15 protein-coding genes are annotated in these 14,913 nt (G+C 71.8%); 8 read left to right on the plus strand and 7 right to left on the minus strand.

The features are described 5' to 3' along the window. Positions 1 to 21 precede the first annotated feature (21 nt). Positions 22 to 834: a hypothetical protein gene (locus tag ACIP6U_RS06225; RefSeq protein ID WP_401713651.1), complete on the plus strand. Its 813-nt coding sequence runs from the start codon at positions 22 to 24 to the stop codon at positions 832 to 834. Between the two features lie 58 nt (positions 835 to 892). On the opposite strand, the gene hutH is transcribed toward ACIP6U_RS06225, so the two are convergent. From hutH to ACIP6U_RS06240, 3 genes are all read right to left on the minus strand, one after another. After that, entirely contained in the window at positions 893 to 2,431 is a 1,539-nt protein-coding gene (gene hutH, locus ACIP6U_RS06230) for a histidine ammonia-lyase (protein WP_401714407.1), read from the minus strand. Between the two features lie 118 nt (positions 2,432 to 2,549). Continuing rightward, positions 2,550 to 3,698, minus strand: a complete 1,149-nt coding sequence (locus ACIP6U_RS06235; protein WP_401713653.1) for a diguanylate cyclase domain-containing protein — start codon at positions 3,696 to 3,698, stop codon at positions 2,550 to 2,552. Between the two features lie 76 nt (positions 3,699 to 3,774). Continuing rightward, entirely contained in the window at positions 3,775 to 4,575 is an 801-nt protein-coding gene (locus ACIP6U_RS06240) for an enoyl-CoA hydratase/isomerase family protein (RefSeq protein WP_401713655.1), read from the minus strand. A gap of 249 nt (positions 4,576 to 4,824) precedes the next feature. Here ACIP6U_RS06240 and ACIP6U_RS06245 point away from each other — a divergent pair, with 249 nt between their 5' ends. Further along, positions 4,825 to 5,523 (plus strand): hypothetical protein, encoded by a 699-nt coding sequence (locus ACIP6U_RS06245; protein ID WP_401713657.1) that lies wholly within the window; start codon positions 4,825 to 4,827, stop codon positions 5,521 to 5,523. 40 nt (positions 5,524 to 5,563) lie between these two features. Here ACIP6U_RS06245 and ACIP6U_RS06250 read toward each other — a convergent pair whose 3' ends face one another. Together ACIP6U_RS06250 and ACIP6U_RS06255 are read right to left on the minus strand one after the other, a co-directional pair. Then, positions 5,564 to 6,706, minus strand: a complete 1,143-nt coding sequence (locus ACIP6U_RS06250) for an adenylate/guanylate cyclase domain-containing protein (protein WP_401713658.1) — start codon at positions 6,704 to 6,706, stop codon at positions 5,564 to 5,566. A gap of 118 nt (positions 6,707 to 6,824) precedes the next feature. Next, positions 6,825 to 7,685 carry a biotin--[acetyl-CoA-carboxylase] ligase gene (locus tag ACIP6U_RS06255; protein ID WP_401713659.1) on the minus strand — a complete coding sequence of 287 codons (861 nt, stop codon included), beginning with the start codon at positions 7,683 to 7,685 and terminating at the stop codon, positions 6,825 to 6,827. Between the two features lie 111 nt (positions 7,686 to 7,796). On the opposite strand from ACIP6U_RS06255, the gene ACIP6U_RS06260 reads away from it, so the two are divergent. The 4 genes from ACIP6U_RS06260 (at position 7,797) to ACIP6U_RS06275 (ending at position 10,550) form a co-directional block, all read left to right on the plus strand. After that, positions 7,797 to 9,434: an acyl-CoA carboxylase subunit beta gene (locus ACIP6U_RS06260; RefSeq protein WP_401713661.1), complete on the plus strand. Its 1,638-nt coding sequence runs from the start codon at positions 7,797 to 7,799 to the stop codon at positions 9,432 to 9,434. A 17-nt stretch (positions 9,435 to 9,451) separates the two neighbouring features. Further along, positions 9,452 to 9,661 carry an acyl-CoA carboxylase epsilon subunit gene (locus tag ACIP6U_RS06265; protein WP_401713663.1) on the plus strand — a complete coding sequence of 70 codons (210 nt, stop codon included), beginning with the start codon at positions 9,452 to 9,454 and terminating at the stop codon, positions 9,659 to 9,661. Positions 9,662 to 9,771: 110 nt separating this feature from the next. Then, a complete protein-coding gene (gene mmpB, locus ACIP6U_RS06270) occupies positions 9,772 to 9,900 on the plus strand; it encodes a morphogenic membrane protein MmpB (protein ID WP_401713665.1) in 129 nt (42 codons plus the stop codon). A gap of 23 nt (positions 9,901 to 9,923) precedes the next feature. Beyond that, a complete protein-coding gene (locus ACIP6U_RS06275; RefSeq protein WP_401713667.1) occupies positions 9,924 to 10,550 on the plus strand; it encodes a Maf family protein in 627 nt (208 codons plus the stop codon). Here the strand turns inward: ACIP6U_RS06275 and ACIP6U_RS06280 are convergent. Next, a complete protein-coding gene (locus ACIP6U_RS06280; protein ID WP_401713668.1) occupies positions 10,519 to 10,995 on the minus strand; it encodes a hypothetical protein in 477 nt (158 codons plus the stop codon). The two genes, ACIP6U_RS06275 and ACIP6U_RS06280, sit on opposite strands and share 32 nt — an antisense overlap. 363 nt (positions 10,996 to 11,358) lie before the next feature. Between ACIP6U_RS06280 and ACIP6U_RS06285 the strand changes: the two genes are divergently transcribed. Together ACIP6U_RS06285 and ACIP6U_RS06290 are read left to right on the plus strand one after the other, a co-directional pair. Continuing rightward, complete coding sequence (locus tag ACIP6U_RS06285; protein WP_401713670.1) at positions 11,359 to 13,131, plus strand: acetyl/propionyl/methylcrotonyl-CoA carboxylase subunit alpha; 1,773 nt, start codon at positions 11,359 to 11,361, stop codon at positions 13,129 to 13,131. 80 nt (positions 13,132 to 13,211) lie between these two features. Beyond that, entirely contained in the window at positions 13,212 to 13,784 is a 573-nt protein-coding gene (locus ACIP6U_RS06290) for a TetR/AcrR family transcriptional regulator (protein WP_401713674.1), read from the plus strand. 82 nt (positions 13,785 to 13,866) lie between these two features. Here ACIP6U_RS06290 and ACIP6U_RS06295 read toward each other — a convergent pair whose 3' ends face one another. After that, positions 13,867 to 14,817 carry a DeoR/GlpR family DNA-binding transcription regulator gene (locus tag ACIP6U_RS06295; protein ID WP_123998110.1) on the minus strand — a complete coding sequence of 317 codons (951 nt, stop codon included), beginning with the start codon at positions 14,815 to 14,817 and terminating at the stop codon, positions 13,867 to 13,869. Positions 14,818 to 14,913: the final 96 nt, after the last annotated feature.

Below are 14,913 nucleotides of genomic sequence, written 5' to 3' on the forward strand. Positions count from 1 at the left end.
CCAGGACTTCATAGTCCGCTCATGAAGAGATCATCGAGGGTGCGCATAGGCGCCACCGCGACGGCGGCAGCGCTGTCGCTCGCCCTCATCACGGGGTGCGGCGGGGAATCCAAGGACAACGGGAGCGACAGCTCCTCGGGGGACAAGGACTCCTCGTCGACGACGGCCGCCAAGGCGCTCAGCGCGGCCGAGTTGGGGAAGCTGATCATCGCCAAGGGCGATCTGGACGGGTTCGACGTCCAATCCGCGGACACCGGGGGCAAGTTCGCCGAGTCCAAGGACAAGGTGAAGGTCGTCGACGCCAAGTGCGCGCCGCTCGCCTACGTCCTCACGGGCTTCGCGCCGGGCGCGGACGAGAGCGCGTACGTGAACCGGATGGCCACCGAGAAGAGCACCGAGCCGACGCCGACGGGCACCTCCGACGAGGACCTGGACGCCACCATGGACAACCTCCAGGACATCCTCGACTCGACGATGTCGATCGTCTCGCTCTCCTCGTACGACGGCGAGGGCGCCCAGGAGACGCTGAAGTCCGTGTCGGACGCGGTCTCCGGCTGCGCGAGCGGGTTCTCGGTCTCGGCGCCGGGCGAGGACACCCAGAAGTTCACGAAGGTCGTCGCCGAGAAGGCCTCCGGCACCGGTGACGAGTCGATCGCCTTCGCGGTGTCGGGACCGGTCGAGGGCGACATGACCACGGTGCACGGCGAGGTCGTGCGGCACGGCTCCACGGTCGCCGCGTACTACTCGCTCAGCCTGGCGGCGATGGCCGGCGAGAAGGTCACGTACGACATCCCGGCGGAGCTGATCAAGGCCCAGGCGGCCAAGCTCAAGTAACAGTGTTCCGGGGCCCGTTCGACGACGAACGGGCCCCGGGTTCCACAGGCGAAATCCGCTACTGCAGCGGTCCGGTGACCGTCTCCGCCGCGGCCACCAGTGCTCCCTCGCGCACGAACACGTCCGCGGCGGCCAGGTCCGGGGACAGGAACCGGTCGGGGCCCGGCCCCTGGACACCGGCGGCCCGCGCGGCGTCGATGACGGCACGCGAGGCGGGCGCGGGGGTCAGACCCTCGCGCAGCTCGACCGCGCGGGAGGCGGCGTAGAGCTCGACGGCGAGCACGCGCGCGAGGTTGTCGACGGCGGTGCGCAGCTTGCGGGCCGCAGACCAGCCCATGGAGACGTGGTCCTCCTGCATCGCGGAGGACGGGATCGAGTCCGCGGACGCCGGTACGGCCAGCCGCTTCAACTCGCTGACCAGCGCGGCCTGCGTGTACTGGGCGATCATCAGGCCCGAGTCGACGCCGGCGTCGTCGGCGAGGAACGGCGGCAGCCCGTGGCTGCGGTTCTTGTCGAGCAGCCGGTCGGTACGGCGCTCGGCGATGGAGGCGAGGTCGGCGACGGCGATGGCGAGGAAGTCGAGGACGTAAGCGACCGGCGCGCCATGGAAGTTGCCGTTGGACTCGACCCTACCGTCGGGCAGCACAACGGGGTTGTCGACCGCCGACGCCAACTCCCGTTCCGCGACCAGGCGGGCGTGCGTCATGGTGTCCCGGCCGGCGCCCGCGACCTGCGGGGCGCAGCGCACCGAGTAGGCGTCCTGGACGCGCGGGGCGTCGTCCTGGTGGTGGCCGGTGAGCTCCGAACCCTTCAGCACGGCCAGCATGTTGGCGGCGCTGGCGCCCTGGCCCGGATGCGGGCGGATGGCGTGCAGTTCGGGGGCGAGCACCTTGTCGGTGCCGAGCAGGGCCTCCAGGCTCAACGCGGCCGTGACATCGGCGGACTTGTAGAGCATGTCGAGGTCGGCGAGGGCCATGACCAGCATGCCGAGCATGCCGTCGGTGCCGTTGAGAAGGGCGAGGCCCTCCTTCTCGCGCAGTTCGACGGGGGCGATGCCGTGCTCGGCGAGCAGCTCGCCGGCCGGCCGCACGACCCCGTCGGGGCCCTCCGCGTCGCCCTCGCCCATCAGCGTCAGCGCGCAGTGCGAGAGCGGGGCGAGGTCGCCGGAGCAGCCGAGGGAGCCGAACTCGTGGACGACCGGGGTGATTCCGGCGTTCAGCACGTCGGCCATGGTCTGCGCGACCTCGGGGCGGACGCCGGTGTGTCCGGAACAGACGGTCTTGAGCCGCAGGAACATCAGCGCCCGTACGACTTCGCGCTCGACCCGCGGGCCCATGCCGGCCGCGTGCGAGCGGACGATGTTGCGTTGCAGCTGGGCGCGGAGCTCGGGGCTGATGTGCCGGGTCGCCAGGGCGCCGAAGCCGGTGCTGACGCCGTAGACGGGCTCGGGCTTGGCCGCCAGCGTGTCCACGATCGCGCGGGCCGCGGCGAGGGCCGTCACCGCCTCCGCGGAGAGTTCGACCCGGGCGCCGTCGCGCGCCACGGCGAGAACGTCGGACGCGGTGACCCCCGACGTCCCCACCACCACAGTGTGCATATCCATATTCAGGAGCGTACGCAGTGAAGACGGAGATGTCACTACTGGGTCGGGGTTACGACCCTTACACGGTTCGGGGCTTGCGGGGACCGGCGTCCATCAGGAAGACCCGTGCCCATCAGGTGTGCCTGCCCCGGAACCGGCGCCGCTCCGCCGGAGCCGACGGCGCGGGGGTGTCGGCCAGCCGCACGACCGGGTCGTCGACACCCTCCCGCCCCGCCACCACCGGCCGGTCCGCGTGCAGCGCCTTCGCCCGGTACTGGGCGGCGTCCGCGAGCCGGAAGAGCCGGCGGGCGGAGCGGACCGGCCCGATCGGGTCCGCGGTGGACGCGACCCCGCACGCCACCCCGTCGCCCAGCTCCAACTCGGCGGCGCGGCGGCAGAGTTCGCGGGCCGCCTCGACCACGTCGTCGGCGGCCGGGCCGACCGCGAGCAGACAGAACTCGTCCCCGCCGAGCCGGGCCGCGAGCGCGCCGGGCAGCATCGCCCCGCACAGGGAGAGGACGGACCCGAAGCGCTCCAGGAGCCGGTCGCCCACCGCGTGCCCCTGGGTGTCGTTGACGCGCTTGAGTCCGTTCAGGTCGCAGACGACGAGGCTGACGACGGTCCCGTCGGCGCGGTGCCGCTCGACGGCCTCGTCCAGCCGCAGATCGACGGCACGGCGGTTGGCGAGCCCGGTGAGGGCGTCGGTGAAGGCGAGCCTGCGCGCCTCCTCAAGGCGCTCGGTCTGCGCGATCCCGGCGGCCACGACGGAGGCCAGGACGGTCGCGAAGTCGGCGTCGGCCCGCGCGAAGACGGGGGCGCCGGCCGGCCGGGCCACGTACAGCTCGCCCCAGGCCCGCCCGTGCAGCACGATCGGCGCGACGACACAGGAGCCGCGGCCCCGGCGGCGCAGGGCGGCGACGCGCTGATGGACGTAACCGGGACGCCCCCCGGCGGCCGGGCCCTCGGCCGTCTCCACCCAGGCGTTGGGCTCGCCGCCGCCCGCCCACCGCTCGTGCAGGAACTCGGTGATCTCGGGGAACTGGTGGACCGGGTACGACTCCTCGTCCGGGAACTCGTCCTCGTCCTCGGCCCGCTCCCCCACGTTGACCAGGACCCGCAGCCGGCTGCGCTCGCGCTCCCACACCGACAGCGCGGCGAAGCTCCCGCCGAGCGCCCGGCACGCCCCGGCCGCCGCCGCCCGCCACGCCTCACGCGAGCCGTGGGCCGCGGCCATGCCCTGCGCCAACGCGACGACGGCCGTGAGCCGGTTGTCCTCACCCATTACCCCAGGCTAGGGAGGTTTGAGTGGTTATGTGACTCTGGTGCGGCGGTGGGGTGAGTGGCCGTCGGTCACCGCACTACTCACCCGGCCACTGCGGCTTCCGCTTCTCGTTGAAGGCCGCGACCCCCTCCGCCCGGTCCCCCGAGAACGCCACCGCCCGCCAGGCCGCGTCCTCGACCTCGAGGCCCGCCCGCAGATCGAGCCCGTGGCCCAGGCGCAGCGCACGCTTGGCTGCGCGCAGGCCGACGGGCGAGTTGGCGGCGATACGGGAGGCCAGCCCCAGCGCCGCCTCGCGGTCCTGCCCCGCCTCCACCAGCTCGTCGACGAGCCCCAACTCCCGTGCCTCCGCGGCCTCCAGCCGCCGCGCCGTGAAGATCAGCTCGGCCGCCCGCGCGGCCCCGACCCGCCGGGGCAGCAACTGCGTACCGCCCCCGCCCGGAATCACCCCGACCGACACCTCCGGCAGCCCCACCACCGCCGTCCGGTCGGCCACGATCAGGTCGCACGACAGGGCCAGCTCGAACCCGCCGCCCAGCGCGAAGCCGTGCACGGCGGCGACGGCCGGGACGGGCAGGTCCAGTACGCCCGTGTAGGCGGCCCGCGAGCCGGGGCGCTGACGCAGCATGTCGGCGTCCGTGAAGGAGTTCCGCTCCTTGAGGTCCGCGCCGACGCAGAACGCCCGCTCGTGCGTCGAGGTCACCACGACCGCGCGTACGTCCCGGTCGGCGCTGAGCGCGGCACAGCCCGCGGCGATCGAGCGGGCCATCTCCCTCGACACGGCGTTCATGGCCTTGGGCCGGTCCAGGACGAGTTCGGCGACATGTCCGTCCTCGTGCCGCCGTACCAGTACGAACTCCCCGAACCGCTCCTCGCTCATGACACCCTCCGGTTAACGCGGGTTAACAACAGCTCCGGTCCCGATCATCGCAGGCGCGCGGGGGCGGGGGAAGGCCGAGCGTCCCGTGCCGGTTCGCGTCCGGCTCCCGGGCGTGCTCCGGGGCGCTCCGGGGCCGACTCCCCGTTCGAGTGACAAGCCGCCCAACTCCCGTCGCACCGCCCACGGCAGCGCATAACGTGCGTCCGCCACGGCGCACCGGGGGCGCGAGGGCAGCGGGGAGGGATCGCGATGACGGACACCGAGGTCAGGGCGGGCAGGGAGACGGGCAGCGGGGTCACCGGCGGCAGGGAGACGGGCAGCGGGGTCACCGGCGGCAGGGAGACGGGCAGCGGGGACACGGTGAGCGGCAGCCTCGCCCTCGGTCCGCGTCTCTTCGGCTCCACCGGGCGGCACCGCAGGCCACGCCCCCGCAAGGTGCTCTTCGCGGCGGGCGGCATCGCGCTCGCGGCCGGCGTGCTGAGCCTGGTCCGGCTCGCGCCCGAGTCGGGCGTCGGCGGGATCGGCGCGGCCGAGGCGGAGCCGGGACAGCAGCTCCCCGACATCGGGACCGACCGGGCGACGAACGCCGCCGCGACGCTCGCGGCGAGCCCCGTCCCGTCGGCGACCTCCGTGATGGGCGAGGAGAGCGCCACGCCCACGGGCGTCCCGGTGCCGACGGCCACGACCTCACCGACCGCCCTGCCGGGAGCAGGCCTCACCCCGGGCCCCACGACGATCCCGGAGGCGCCCAACGCGTCGACGACCGCGCCCAGGGCCCCGGCGCCCGCGACGACCGCTCCCGCACCGCAACCGACGCCGACCGCGACCCAGGCTCCGGCACCGGCCCCGTCCCACACGACCGCGCCCCAGCCGGCCCCGCAGCCGACGCGCGACCCCGGCCTGTGCGTGCCGATCGTCGGCGTGTGCGTGGGCCTGCTGCATCACTGACCAGCCGGCCCACGGAAAGGGCCGGTACCGAAAAACGGGGTTACGCCGTCCCGGCCCGCCGTGTCAGCAGCCACGGTTCGACCACGCCCAGGCCGCGCACCGGGCGCTGCCACATCGGCTGGAGCGCGAACCGGTAGGTCGGCGGCTCCTCGCCCTCCTTCTCGGCGGTGGCCGCGGCCTCGGCGGCCTCCGCCTCCGAGGCGGGCGACTCGCCGCTGCGGATCAGCTCCTCCGCGAAGGCGCTGTCGACCAGCACCGCGTCCCGAGGAGCTATCGACGTCAGCCGCGAGGCCAGGTTCACCGTCGTACCGAACACATCGCCCATACGGGTGGTCACCGTGCCGAAGGCGATGCCGACCCGCAGCTCGGGCATCGTCTCGTCGTTCGCCATCGTCTCGATCAGCCGCAGCGCGATCTCCGCGGCGATCCCGGCGTCGTCCGCCGAGTACAGCACCTCGTCGCCGAGCGTCTTGATGAGCCGTCCGCCGTGCGCGGCCACCAGGTCGGCGGCGGTCGTCTCGAAGGCCTCGACGAGTTCGCCGAGCTCCTCCTCCTCCATCCGCCGGGTCAGCCGCGTGAAGCCGACCAGGTCGGCGAACCCGACCGCGAGCCGCCGGTCCACCATCTCCTCGTCGTCGGCCGCCTGTACGACCCGGCCGGTCGCGGCGGCGAGCTGGCGCCGCCAGACGTAGACGAGGAACTCCTCCAGCTCGGGCAGCAGCAGCTCGATGAGGGGGTACGTCACCTCGGTGCGCGTCATGCCCGGCTCGGGCGGCTCGGTCAGGCCCTCCAGGAAACTGTCGATCTGCCACTCGGCCAGCCGGGCGGTGGTCTGCCCGGTGGACCGGGCCACCTGCACCGCCATCGCCTCGCTGAGCAGGCCCGCCTCCACCAGACCGGCGAGCCGGCGCAGGGCCAGCACGTCCGCCTCGGTGAGCGCCTTGGCCTGACCGATGTCCGCGAAGCCCATCGCCCGCCAGAAACGCGAGGCCAGCTCCATGGAGACGCCCGCGCTGCGCGCCGCCTGGAAGGGGGTGTAGCGCCGCTCCGCGCCGAGGATGAGCCCTTCGAGACGCAGTGCGAGCGGGTCCTCACCGGGATTCTCTGTGGGGTCGCCGGGGTTGTCGGGCGGGTCAACCCGGCCGTCCGCGCCCGCGCCGGAGCCCGTGTCGTCGACGGTCACGCCTGCTGCCCTTCCGATCTGCCGCGGTCAGGTATCGACCGGCCATAACTCTACGACAGCTGTGCCGTAGCTCACTCCGCGGAACGGAGGGTTGTGCGACCACTGAAGGACAAAACCCTCACGCCGGGCGCAGGTGCACGATGTCCCCCGCCCCCACCGGCTCCTGCACTCCCTCCCCCGTCGCGAGGACCAGGCGTCCGTCGCCGTCGATGGCGACCGCCTCGCCGGTGACGGACCGGTCGCCGGGGAGTTCGGCCCGTACGACCCGGCCGAGCGTGGCGCAGCCCGCCGCGTACGTCTCCTGAAGACCGCTCGCCGTCGGGTCGCCGCCGGCCGCGCGCCAGCGGCCGTACCACTCCTCCAGGGAGCGCAGGACGGCCCGCAGCAACGGGTCGCGGTCCGTGGTCACCGCTCCGGCCAGCGCCAGGGAACCGGCCTGCGGGACCGGCAGCTCGTTCTCCCGCAGGGTGACGTTGATGCCCACGCCGACGACCACCGCGTCGTCGCCCGCGCGCTCCGCGAGGATGCCGCCGGCCTTGCGTTCCTCGCCGGCGATCGTCACCAGGAGGTCGTTGGGCCACTTGAGGGCGGTGTCGACGCCGGCGGAGCGGGACAGGCCCGTGGCCACGGCGACGCCGGTGAGCAGGGGCAGCCAGCCCCAGCGGGTCACGGGGACCTCGGCGGGCCGGAGCAGGACGGAGAAGAAGAGGCCGGAGCGGGCCGGTGCCGTCCACTGCCGGTCGAGGCGGCCGCGGCCCGCGGTCTGCTCCTCGGCGACCAGGACCGAGCCCTCGTCCGCCTTGCCCGACCCGGCCAGGGCGACCAGGTCGGAGTTGGTCGAGCCGGTGCTGCGCACCACCGTCACATCGCGCCACAGCCCGCCCTCCCGCACCAGCCCGCGCCGCAGCGCGACGGCGTTGAGAGGCGGCCGTTCGAGGTCGGACCAGCGGCTGTCGTCTGAGGCATCACGCGGCGTCATGCAAGCCACCCTAGGTGTGGCAAACGCCGCACTGCCGATTGGTAGGCACACCACTACGCTACGGATGAGTAACCGTCCCCCCTTTTGAGCAGGCAGGGAGCCGCGATCCCGATGTCCGAGCCGGAAGAGCGCCACGAGATCCAAGAGACCCAAGGAGCCCAAGGGACCCCTGGGATCGACATCCACACCACCGCGGGCAAACTCGCGGATCTCCAGCGCCGGATCGACGAGGCGACGCACGCCGGCTCCGCTCGCGCCGTCGAGAAGCAGCACGCCAAGGGCAAGTTGACGGCCCGTGAGCGGATCGAGCTGCTGCTCGACGAGGGCACCTTCACCGAACTCGACGAGTTCGCCCGCCACCACTCCACCAACTTCGGCCTGGAGCACAACCGCCCTTACGGGGACGGCGTGGTGACCGGCTACGGCACGGTCGACGGCCGCCCGGTCGCCGTCTTCTCCCAGGACTTCACCGTCTTCGGCGGCGCCCTCGGCGAGGTCTACGGCCAGAAGATCGTCAAGGTCATGGACTTCGCCCTGAAGACCGGCTGTCCGGTCATCGGCATCAACGACTCGGGCGGCGCCCGCATCCAGGAGGGTGTCGCCTCGCTGGGCGCGTACGGCGAGATCTTCCGCCGCAACACCCACGCCTCCGGCGTGATCCCGCAGATCTCCCTGGTCGTCGGCCCGTGCGCGGGCGGCGCGGTCTACTCCCCCGCGATCACCGACTTCACGGTCATGGTCGACCAGACCTCGCACATGTTCATCACAGGACCCGACGTCATCAAGACGGTCACCGGCGAGGACGTCGGCTTCGAGGAGCTGGGCGGCGCACGCACCCACAACTCCGTGTCCGGCGTGGCCCATCACATGGCCGGCGACGAGAAGGACGCGATCGAGTACGTCAAGCAGCTGCTGTCGTACCTGCCGTCCAACAACCTCTCCGAGGCCCCGGTCTTCCCCGAGGAGGCCGATCTCACCGTCACGGACGAGGACTTGGAGCTGGACACCCTCGTACCGGACAGCGCGAACCAGCCGTACGACATGCACACGGTGATCGAACACGTCCTGGACGACGCCGAGTTCTTCGAGACGCAGGCCCTGTACGCGCCGAACATCCTCACCGGCTTCGGCCGGGTCGAGGGCCGGCCGGTCGGGATCGTCGCCAACCAGCCGATGCAGTACGCCGGTTGCCTCGACATCACCGCGTCCGAGAAGGCCGCCCGCTTCGTGCGCACCTGCGACGCCTTCAACGTCCCGGTGCTGACCTTCGTGGACGTCCCCGGCTTCCTGCCCGGCGTCGACCAGGAGCACGACGGCATCATCCGCCGCGGCGCCAAGCTGATCTACGCCTACGCGGAAGCCACCGTCCCCCTGATCACCGTCATCACCCGCAAGGCCTTCGGCGGCGCCTACGACGTCATGGGCTCCAAGCACCTCGGCGCCGACCTCAACCTCGCCTGGCCCACCGCCCAGATCGCCGTCATGGGCGCCCAGGGCGCGGTCAACATCCTGCACCGGCGCACCATCGCCGAGGCCGAGACCAACGGCGACCTGGAGGCCACCCGCGCCCGCCTGATCCAGGAGTACGAGGACGCCCTCCTCAACCCCTACATCGCGGCCGAGCGCGGCTACATCGACGCCGTCGTCATGCCCTCCGACACCCGCGGCCACATCGTCCGCGGCCTGCGCCAGCTCCGCACCAAGCGCGAGTCCCTGCCCCCCAAGAAGCACGGCAACATCCCCCTCTAGCCCGCCCGGGAGCCGCCATGAACATCAAGGTCGTACGGGGCAATCCGACCCCGGAGGAGTTGGCCGCCGCACTCGCGGTGGTCCGAGCACGCGCGGGGGCGGCGGAGGCCGCGCCGGGCGAGGAGGAGCCGCCGAGGGCGGCGTGGTCGGACCCGTCGCGGATCGCGGCCCACCGCCTGCCGCAGCCCGGACCGACGGCATGGACCCGCACCTACTGGCCGAGCTGATTTCAGCGGACTCAGGGGCGCGGGGAACCGCGCACGTAGGGGAAACCCCGGGCACCTTTTGAGTACCCGTACTCAGGCGCCGCCCCGCAGGGAACCCGCACGCTGGTGACATGTTGTGGTCCGACCCGAAGAACGAGCCGCCCGATGATCTCCGCGAATTGCAGGAGACCCTCAGGCGGCTCGGCCTCTTCCTGGCCCTGGCCATGATCATCGCCATGATCGTGCTGGGCGTGAGATAAGGGCCGACGGCTAATCTGACCGCATGACCGCACAGCCGCGCAGACGACTCGTCCTCGCCTCCCAGTCCCCGGCCCGCCTCAACCTCCTCCGCCAAGCGGGCCTGACACCGGAAGTGATCGTCAGCGGTGTGGACGAGGACGCCGTCACCGCCCCCACCCCCGCCGACCTCGCGCTCGCCCTCGCCGAGGCGAAGGCCTCCGTCGTCGCCGCCCGCCCGGAGGTCCACGGCGCCCTGGTGATCGGCTGCGACTCGGTGCTGGACCTGGACGGCGAGGCGCTGGGCAAGCCGGCCGACGCCGAGGAGGCGACGGCCCGTTGGAAGGCGATGCGCGGCCGGGCGGGCACGCTCCAGACCGGTCACTGCGTCTGGGACACCTCGGACGGCAACAAGCGGTACGTGTCGGCGACGGCCTCCACCGTCGTCCGCTTCGGCGAGCCCACCGACGAGGAGATCGCCGCGTACGTCGCCACGGGCGAACCCCTCTACGTCGCCGGGGCGTTCACGCTCGACGGCCGCAGCGCGCCGTTCATCGAGGGCATCGAGGGCGACCACGGCAACGTGATCGGCCTCAGCCTGCCGCTCGTTCGCAGACTGCTGGCCGAACTGGGCGTCGGCATCACGGAGTTGTGGGCGCCGGCGGAGGCGTGATCTTGGGTCCGTCGCCGCCCTTGGCGTCCTGCGGCTCCTCGCGGACGGGCTCCGGCCGGCCGTCGTAGGTCATCAGCAGCAGCACGATGAGCGCGAGTACGAGGATCATGAACAGGAACGCCGGCCAGCCCACCAGGCCCCACACGAACGCGGCGAGCAGCCCGTGCACGACGGCCGCGCTGATCAGCAGGACGCGGCCGAGGCCGGCCGGCGGCCGGTTGCGCAGGGCCACCAGCAGGGCGACCACTCCGCACAGCGCGTAGTAGAGCCCGAAGACGATCCCGCCGACCTTCGAGGACACGGCCATCGTGTCCGAGTCGAGGCCGGCCAGGGACATGTCCTGCCGGTCGACGACGATGCCGAGGAACCAGTTCAGCGCGGCGACGCCGAAGGCCTCCACGAACAGCACGACCGCCACGATCCATGCCACCGGCCTGCGTATCACCGGTCCCCACCCACTTCCGAGCCGACCCTCGTTACCCCAAGTACGTTCGATACATCGCGAACGCTACTAACGGGTAAACCCGGGGACAAGGGTTCTGCGGACCGCAAAGAATCATTGGGCCATTCGTAGGGACTCCACAAAGAAACGACGTGGGCCGCAGCACGTGATGACAGAGACCTTGACCACAGAGGCGGGCTAGGGTTTCCCCGAGAGGTCCTGCGTACCGAGGTGCGACAAGGGATTTCACGGGTCGGGCACGCCTCGCATCACGCTCCGTGTGGGCAAGCTCACCACCCGGGACGGGTCGAAGTGCCGTGTCGGCAGTCCCTAAACTCGGCTTGTTTCAAGGAGGGAGCCTCAATCGTGCGCAAGGTGCTCATCGCCAACCGTGGCGAAATCGCTGTCCGCGTGGCCCGGGCCTGTCGGGACGCCGGGATCGCGAGCGTGGCCGTATACGCCGACCCGGACCGGGACGCTCTGCATGTCCGCGCCGCGGATGAGGCGTTCGCCCTGGGCGGTGACACCCCGGCGACCAGCTACCTCGACATCGAGAAGGTCCTGAACGCGGCCCGCGAGTCCGGCGCCGACGCCGTCCACCCCGGCTACGGCTTCCTCTCCGAGAACGCGGAGTTCGCCCAGGCGGTCCTGGACGCGAACCTGATCTGGATCGGCCCGCCCCCGCAGGCCATCCGCGACCTCGGTGACAAGGTCGCCGCCCGGCACATCGCGCAGCGCGCCGGTGCCCCGCTGGTGGCCGGCACGCCCGACCCGGTCTCCGGCTCGGACGAGGTCGTCGCCTTCGCCGAGGAGCACGGCCTGCCGATCGCCATCAAGGCCGCCTTCGGTGGCGGCGGCCGCGGCCTCAAGGTCGCCCGCACCCTCGAAGAGGTCCCCGAGCTCTACGACTCGGCCGTCCGCGAGGCCGTCGCGGCCTTCGGCCGGGGCGAGTGCTTCGTCGAGCGCTACCTCGACAAGCCCCGGCACGTGGAGACCCAGTGCCTGGCCGACTCCCACGGCAACGTGGTCGTCGTGTCGACGCGTGACTGCTCGCTTCAGCGCCGGCACCAGAAGCTGGTCGAGGAGGCGCCCGCGCCCTTCCTCTCCGAGGCCCAGGTCGCCGAGCTGTACTCCTCCTCCAAGGCCATCCTCAAGGAGGCCGGCTATGTCGGCGCCGGGACCGTGGAGTTCCTGGTCGGCGCGGATGGCACGATCTCCTTCCTGGAGGTCAACACCCGCCTCCAGGTGGAGCACCCGGTCACCGAGGAGGTCGCCGGCATCGACCTCGTCCGCGAGATGTTCCGCATCGCCGACGGCGAGGAACTGGGCTACGGCGATCCCGAACTGCGCGGCCACTCCTTCGAGTTCCGCATCAACGGCGAGGACCCGGGCCGCGGCTTCCTGCCCGCCCCCGGCACCGTGACGACCTTCGCACCGCCCTCGGGCCCGGGCGTCCGCCTGGACGCGGGCGTCGAGTCCGGCTCGGTCATCGGCCCGGCCTGGGACTCGCTCCTGGCCAAGCTGATCGTCACCGGCGCCACCCGCGAACAGGCCCTCCAGCGCGCGGCCCGCGCCCTGGACGAGTTCCAGGTCGAGGGCATGGCCACGGCCATCCCGTTCCACCGCGCGGTCGTCAGGGACCCGGCCTTCGCCCCCGAACTCACCGGCAGCCAGGACCCCTTCACGGTCCACACCCGCTGGATCGAGACCGAGTTCGTCAACGAGATCAAGCCCTTCGCCGCCCCCGCCGACACGGAGACGGACGAGGACCCGGACCGCGAGACGATCGTCGTCGAGGTCGGCGGCAAGCGCCTGGAGGTCTCCCTCCCGTCCTCGCTGGGCATGTCCCTGGCCCGCACCGGCCTCGCCGCCGGCGCCCGCCCCAAGCGCCGCGCGGCCAAGAAGTCCGGCCCCGTGGCCTCCGGCGACACCCTCGCCTCCCCGATGCAGGGCACGATCGTCAAGATCGCGGTCGAGGAGGGCCAGGAGGTCAAGGAAGGCGACCTGGTCGTCGTACTCGAAGCGATGAAGATGGAACAGCCGCTCAACGCGCACAAGGCCGGCACCATCAAGGGCCTGTCCGCGGAGGTCGGCGCCTCCATCACTTCGGGCGCCGCGATCTGCGAGATCAAGGACTGAGTCGTACGGCATCGACAGGCGCCCGGCAGACGGCAACGGCCGCTCTGCCGGGCGCCTTCGCACAAGGGCAGGTGAGTCCCATGACGGCCAACCCCCCGGCAGGCCTGCGCGCCGACGCCCGCCGCAACTACGAGCGACTCCTCACCGAGGCCCGCGCCACCTTCGCCGCCCAGGGCACGGACGCGTCCCTGGAACACGTGGCCCGCCGGGCGGGCGTGGGCATCGGCACGCTGTACCGCCACTTCCCCAACCGCCACGCGTTGTTGAGCGCGGTCTTCGAGGACGCGGTGAGCGACCTGCGCTCCCGCGCGCAGGAACTCCTCGATGCCCCCGAGCCCTGCACGGCCCTGGTCACCTGGCTACGAGAGATCGTCACCCACGCCGTCGAGTACCGGGGCCTGTCCAGAGCCCTGATGTCCGTGACGACGGACCACACGTCGGCCCTGTCCCGTTGCAGCGACCCGATCCAACAGGCGGGCAAAGCCCTCCTGACGCGGGCTCAGCAAGCAGGCAAGGTCCGCGAGGACATCACCATCACAGACCTCCTCCAACTGACGCACGCCATCGCATTGGCAGCGGAGGAATCTCCGACGGACACGGACCTGGCAGACCGTTTGCTGGATCTGACGCTACGGGGCCTGAAAAGAGACTGACCTGCAACGCCCCTGTTTTTTGTCTTTAGGGGCGCGGGGAACTGCGCGAGCAACCCCCACCGGCCGACAGCCGCAACTCGACTTATCGCCGCCGCATATCAGCAACGCGAGCCCGCTCGGCACCCGGCGAGGTCTCACCGAGATTCGCCGCCCTCAACCCCGTTCCCTGCCGGCGAGGCCCCGGCAGAGCCACATCCCGGCGAGCCCCCCGCGGGGGCCCGGCATCACTCCCCGCCCCACCGCCGGAGGCCCCCGCCCCGGCGACAGCGATCTGCACGCCCTGATCGGCCAGCGCCTGCAACTCCGCCCCCGCCCGGTCGTCATGGGCCGGCGGCTCGTCGGTCACCAACCGCGTGATCACATCCGTAGGCACCGTCTGGAACATCGTGTCCGAACCGAGCTTCGTGTGATCCGCGAGCACGACGACCTCCGCCGCGGCCTGCACCAACGCCCGGTCGACGGACGCCGACAGCATGTTGGACGTGGAGAGCCCGCGCTCGGCGGTGAGCCCGCTCCCGGAGAGGAAGGCACGGGACACGCGCAGCCCCTGGAGGGACTGTTCGGCACCGCTGCCCACGAGGGCGTAGTTGGAGCCACGCAGGGTGCCGCCGGTCATGACGACCTCGACCCGGTTGGCATGGGCCAACGCCTGGGCCACCAGGAGGGAGTTGGTGACGACGGTCAGTCCTGGCACCCGGGCGAGCCGGCGTGCCAGTTCCTGCGTGGTGGTACCCGCCCCGACCACGATGGCTTCGCCCTCTTCGACGAAGCCCGCGGCGAGATCGGCGATGGCCGTCTTCTCGGCGGTCGCGAGATGTGATTTCTGCGGAAAGCCGGACTCCCGCGTGAACCCGCCCGGCAGTACCGCACCGCCATGCCGGCGGTCGAGGAGTCCTTCTGCCTCCAGTGCGCGCACGTCCCGCCGTACGGTCACTTCGGAGGTCTGGACGACGCGGGCGAGTTCACGGAGCGACACGGCCCCGTTCGCTCGCACCATTTCGAGGATCAATTGGCGACGTTCTGCAGCGAACACGAAACTGACAGTAACGCGGACGACCGTCTGCTTTCAGCAGTTTGCGCCGAATAGCAGAAGTTGTTCGCACACAAGCACGGGGAGTGGTATAAGGCC

Origin of the sequence: Streptomyces sp. NPDC088794, assembly GCF_044750545.1 — a bacterium.
GTDB lineage: Bacteria > Actinomycetota > Actinomycetes > Streptomycetales > Streptomycetaceae > Streptomyces.

Excerpts from the sequence above, each read along its gene's own strand:
- ACIP6U_RS06235 (WP_401713653.1), bottom strand. The coding sequence starts at position 3,698 with ATGGGTGAGGACAACCGGCTCACGGCCGTCGTCGCGTTGGCGCAGGGC.
- ACIP6U_RS06265 (WP_401713663.1), top strand. The coding sequence starts at position 9,452 with ATGAACATCAAGGTCGTACGGGGCAATCCGACCCCGGAGGAGTTGGCC.
- ACIP6U_RS06240 (WP_401713655.1), bottom strand. The coding sequence starts at position 4,575 with ATGAGCGAGGAGCGGTTCGGGGAGTTCGTACTGGTACGGCGGCACGAG.
- ACIP6U_RS06225 (WP_401713651.1), top strand. The coding sequence starts at position 22 with ATGAAGAGATCATCGAGGGTGCGCATAGGCGCCACCGCGACGGCGGCA.
- hutH (WP_401714407.1), bottom strand. The coding sequence starts at position 2,431 with ATGCACACTGTGGTGGTGGGGACGTCGGGGGTCACCGCGTCCGACGTT.
- ACIP6U_RS06275 (WP_401713667.1), top strand. The coding sequence starts at position 9,924 with ATGACCGCACAGCCGCGCAGACGACTCGTCCTCGCCTCCCAGTCCCCG.
- mmpB (WP_401713665.1), top strand. The coding sequence starts at position 9,772 with ATGTTGTGGTCCGACCCGAAGAACGAGCCGCCCGATGATCTCCGCGAA.
- ACIP6U_RS06255 (WP_401713659.1), bottom strand. The coding sequence starts at position 7,685 with ATGACGCCGCGTGATGCCTCAGACGACAGCCGCTGGTCCGACCTCGAA.
- ACIP6U_RS06245 (WP_401713657.1), top strand. The coding sequence starts at position 4,825 with ATGACGGACACCGAGGTCAGGGCGGGCAGGGAGACGGGCAGCGGGGTC.
- ACIP6U_RS06260 (WP_401713661.1), top strand. The coding sequence starts at position 7,797 with ATGTCCGAGCCGGAAGAGCGCCACGAGATCCAAGAGACCCAAGGAGCC.
- ACIP6U_RS06290 (WP_401713674.1), top strand. The coding sequence starts at position 13,212 with ATGACGGCCAACCCCCCGGCAGGCCTGCGCGCCGACGCCCGCCGCAAC.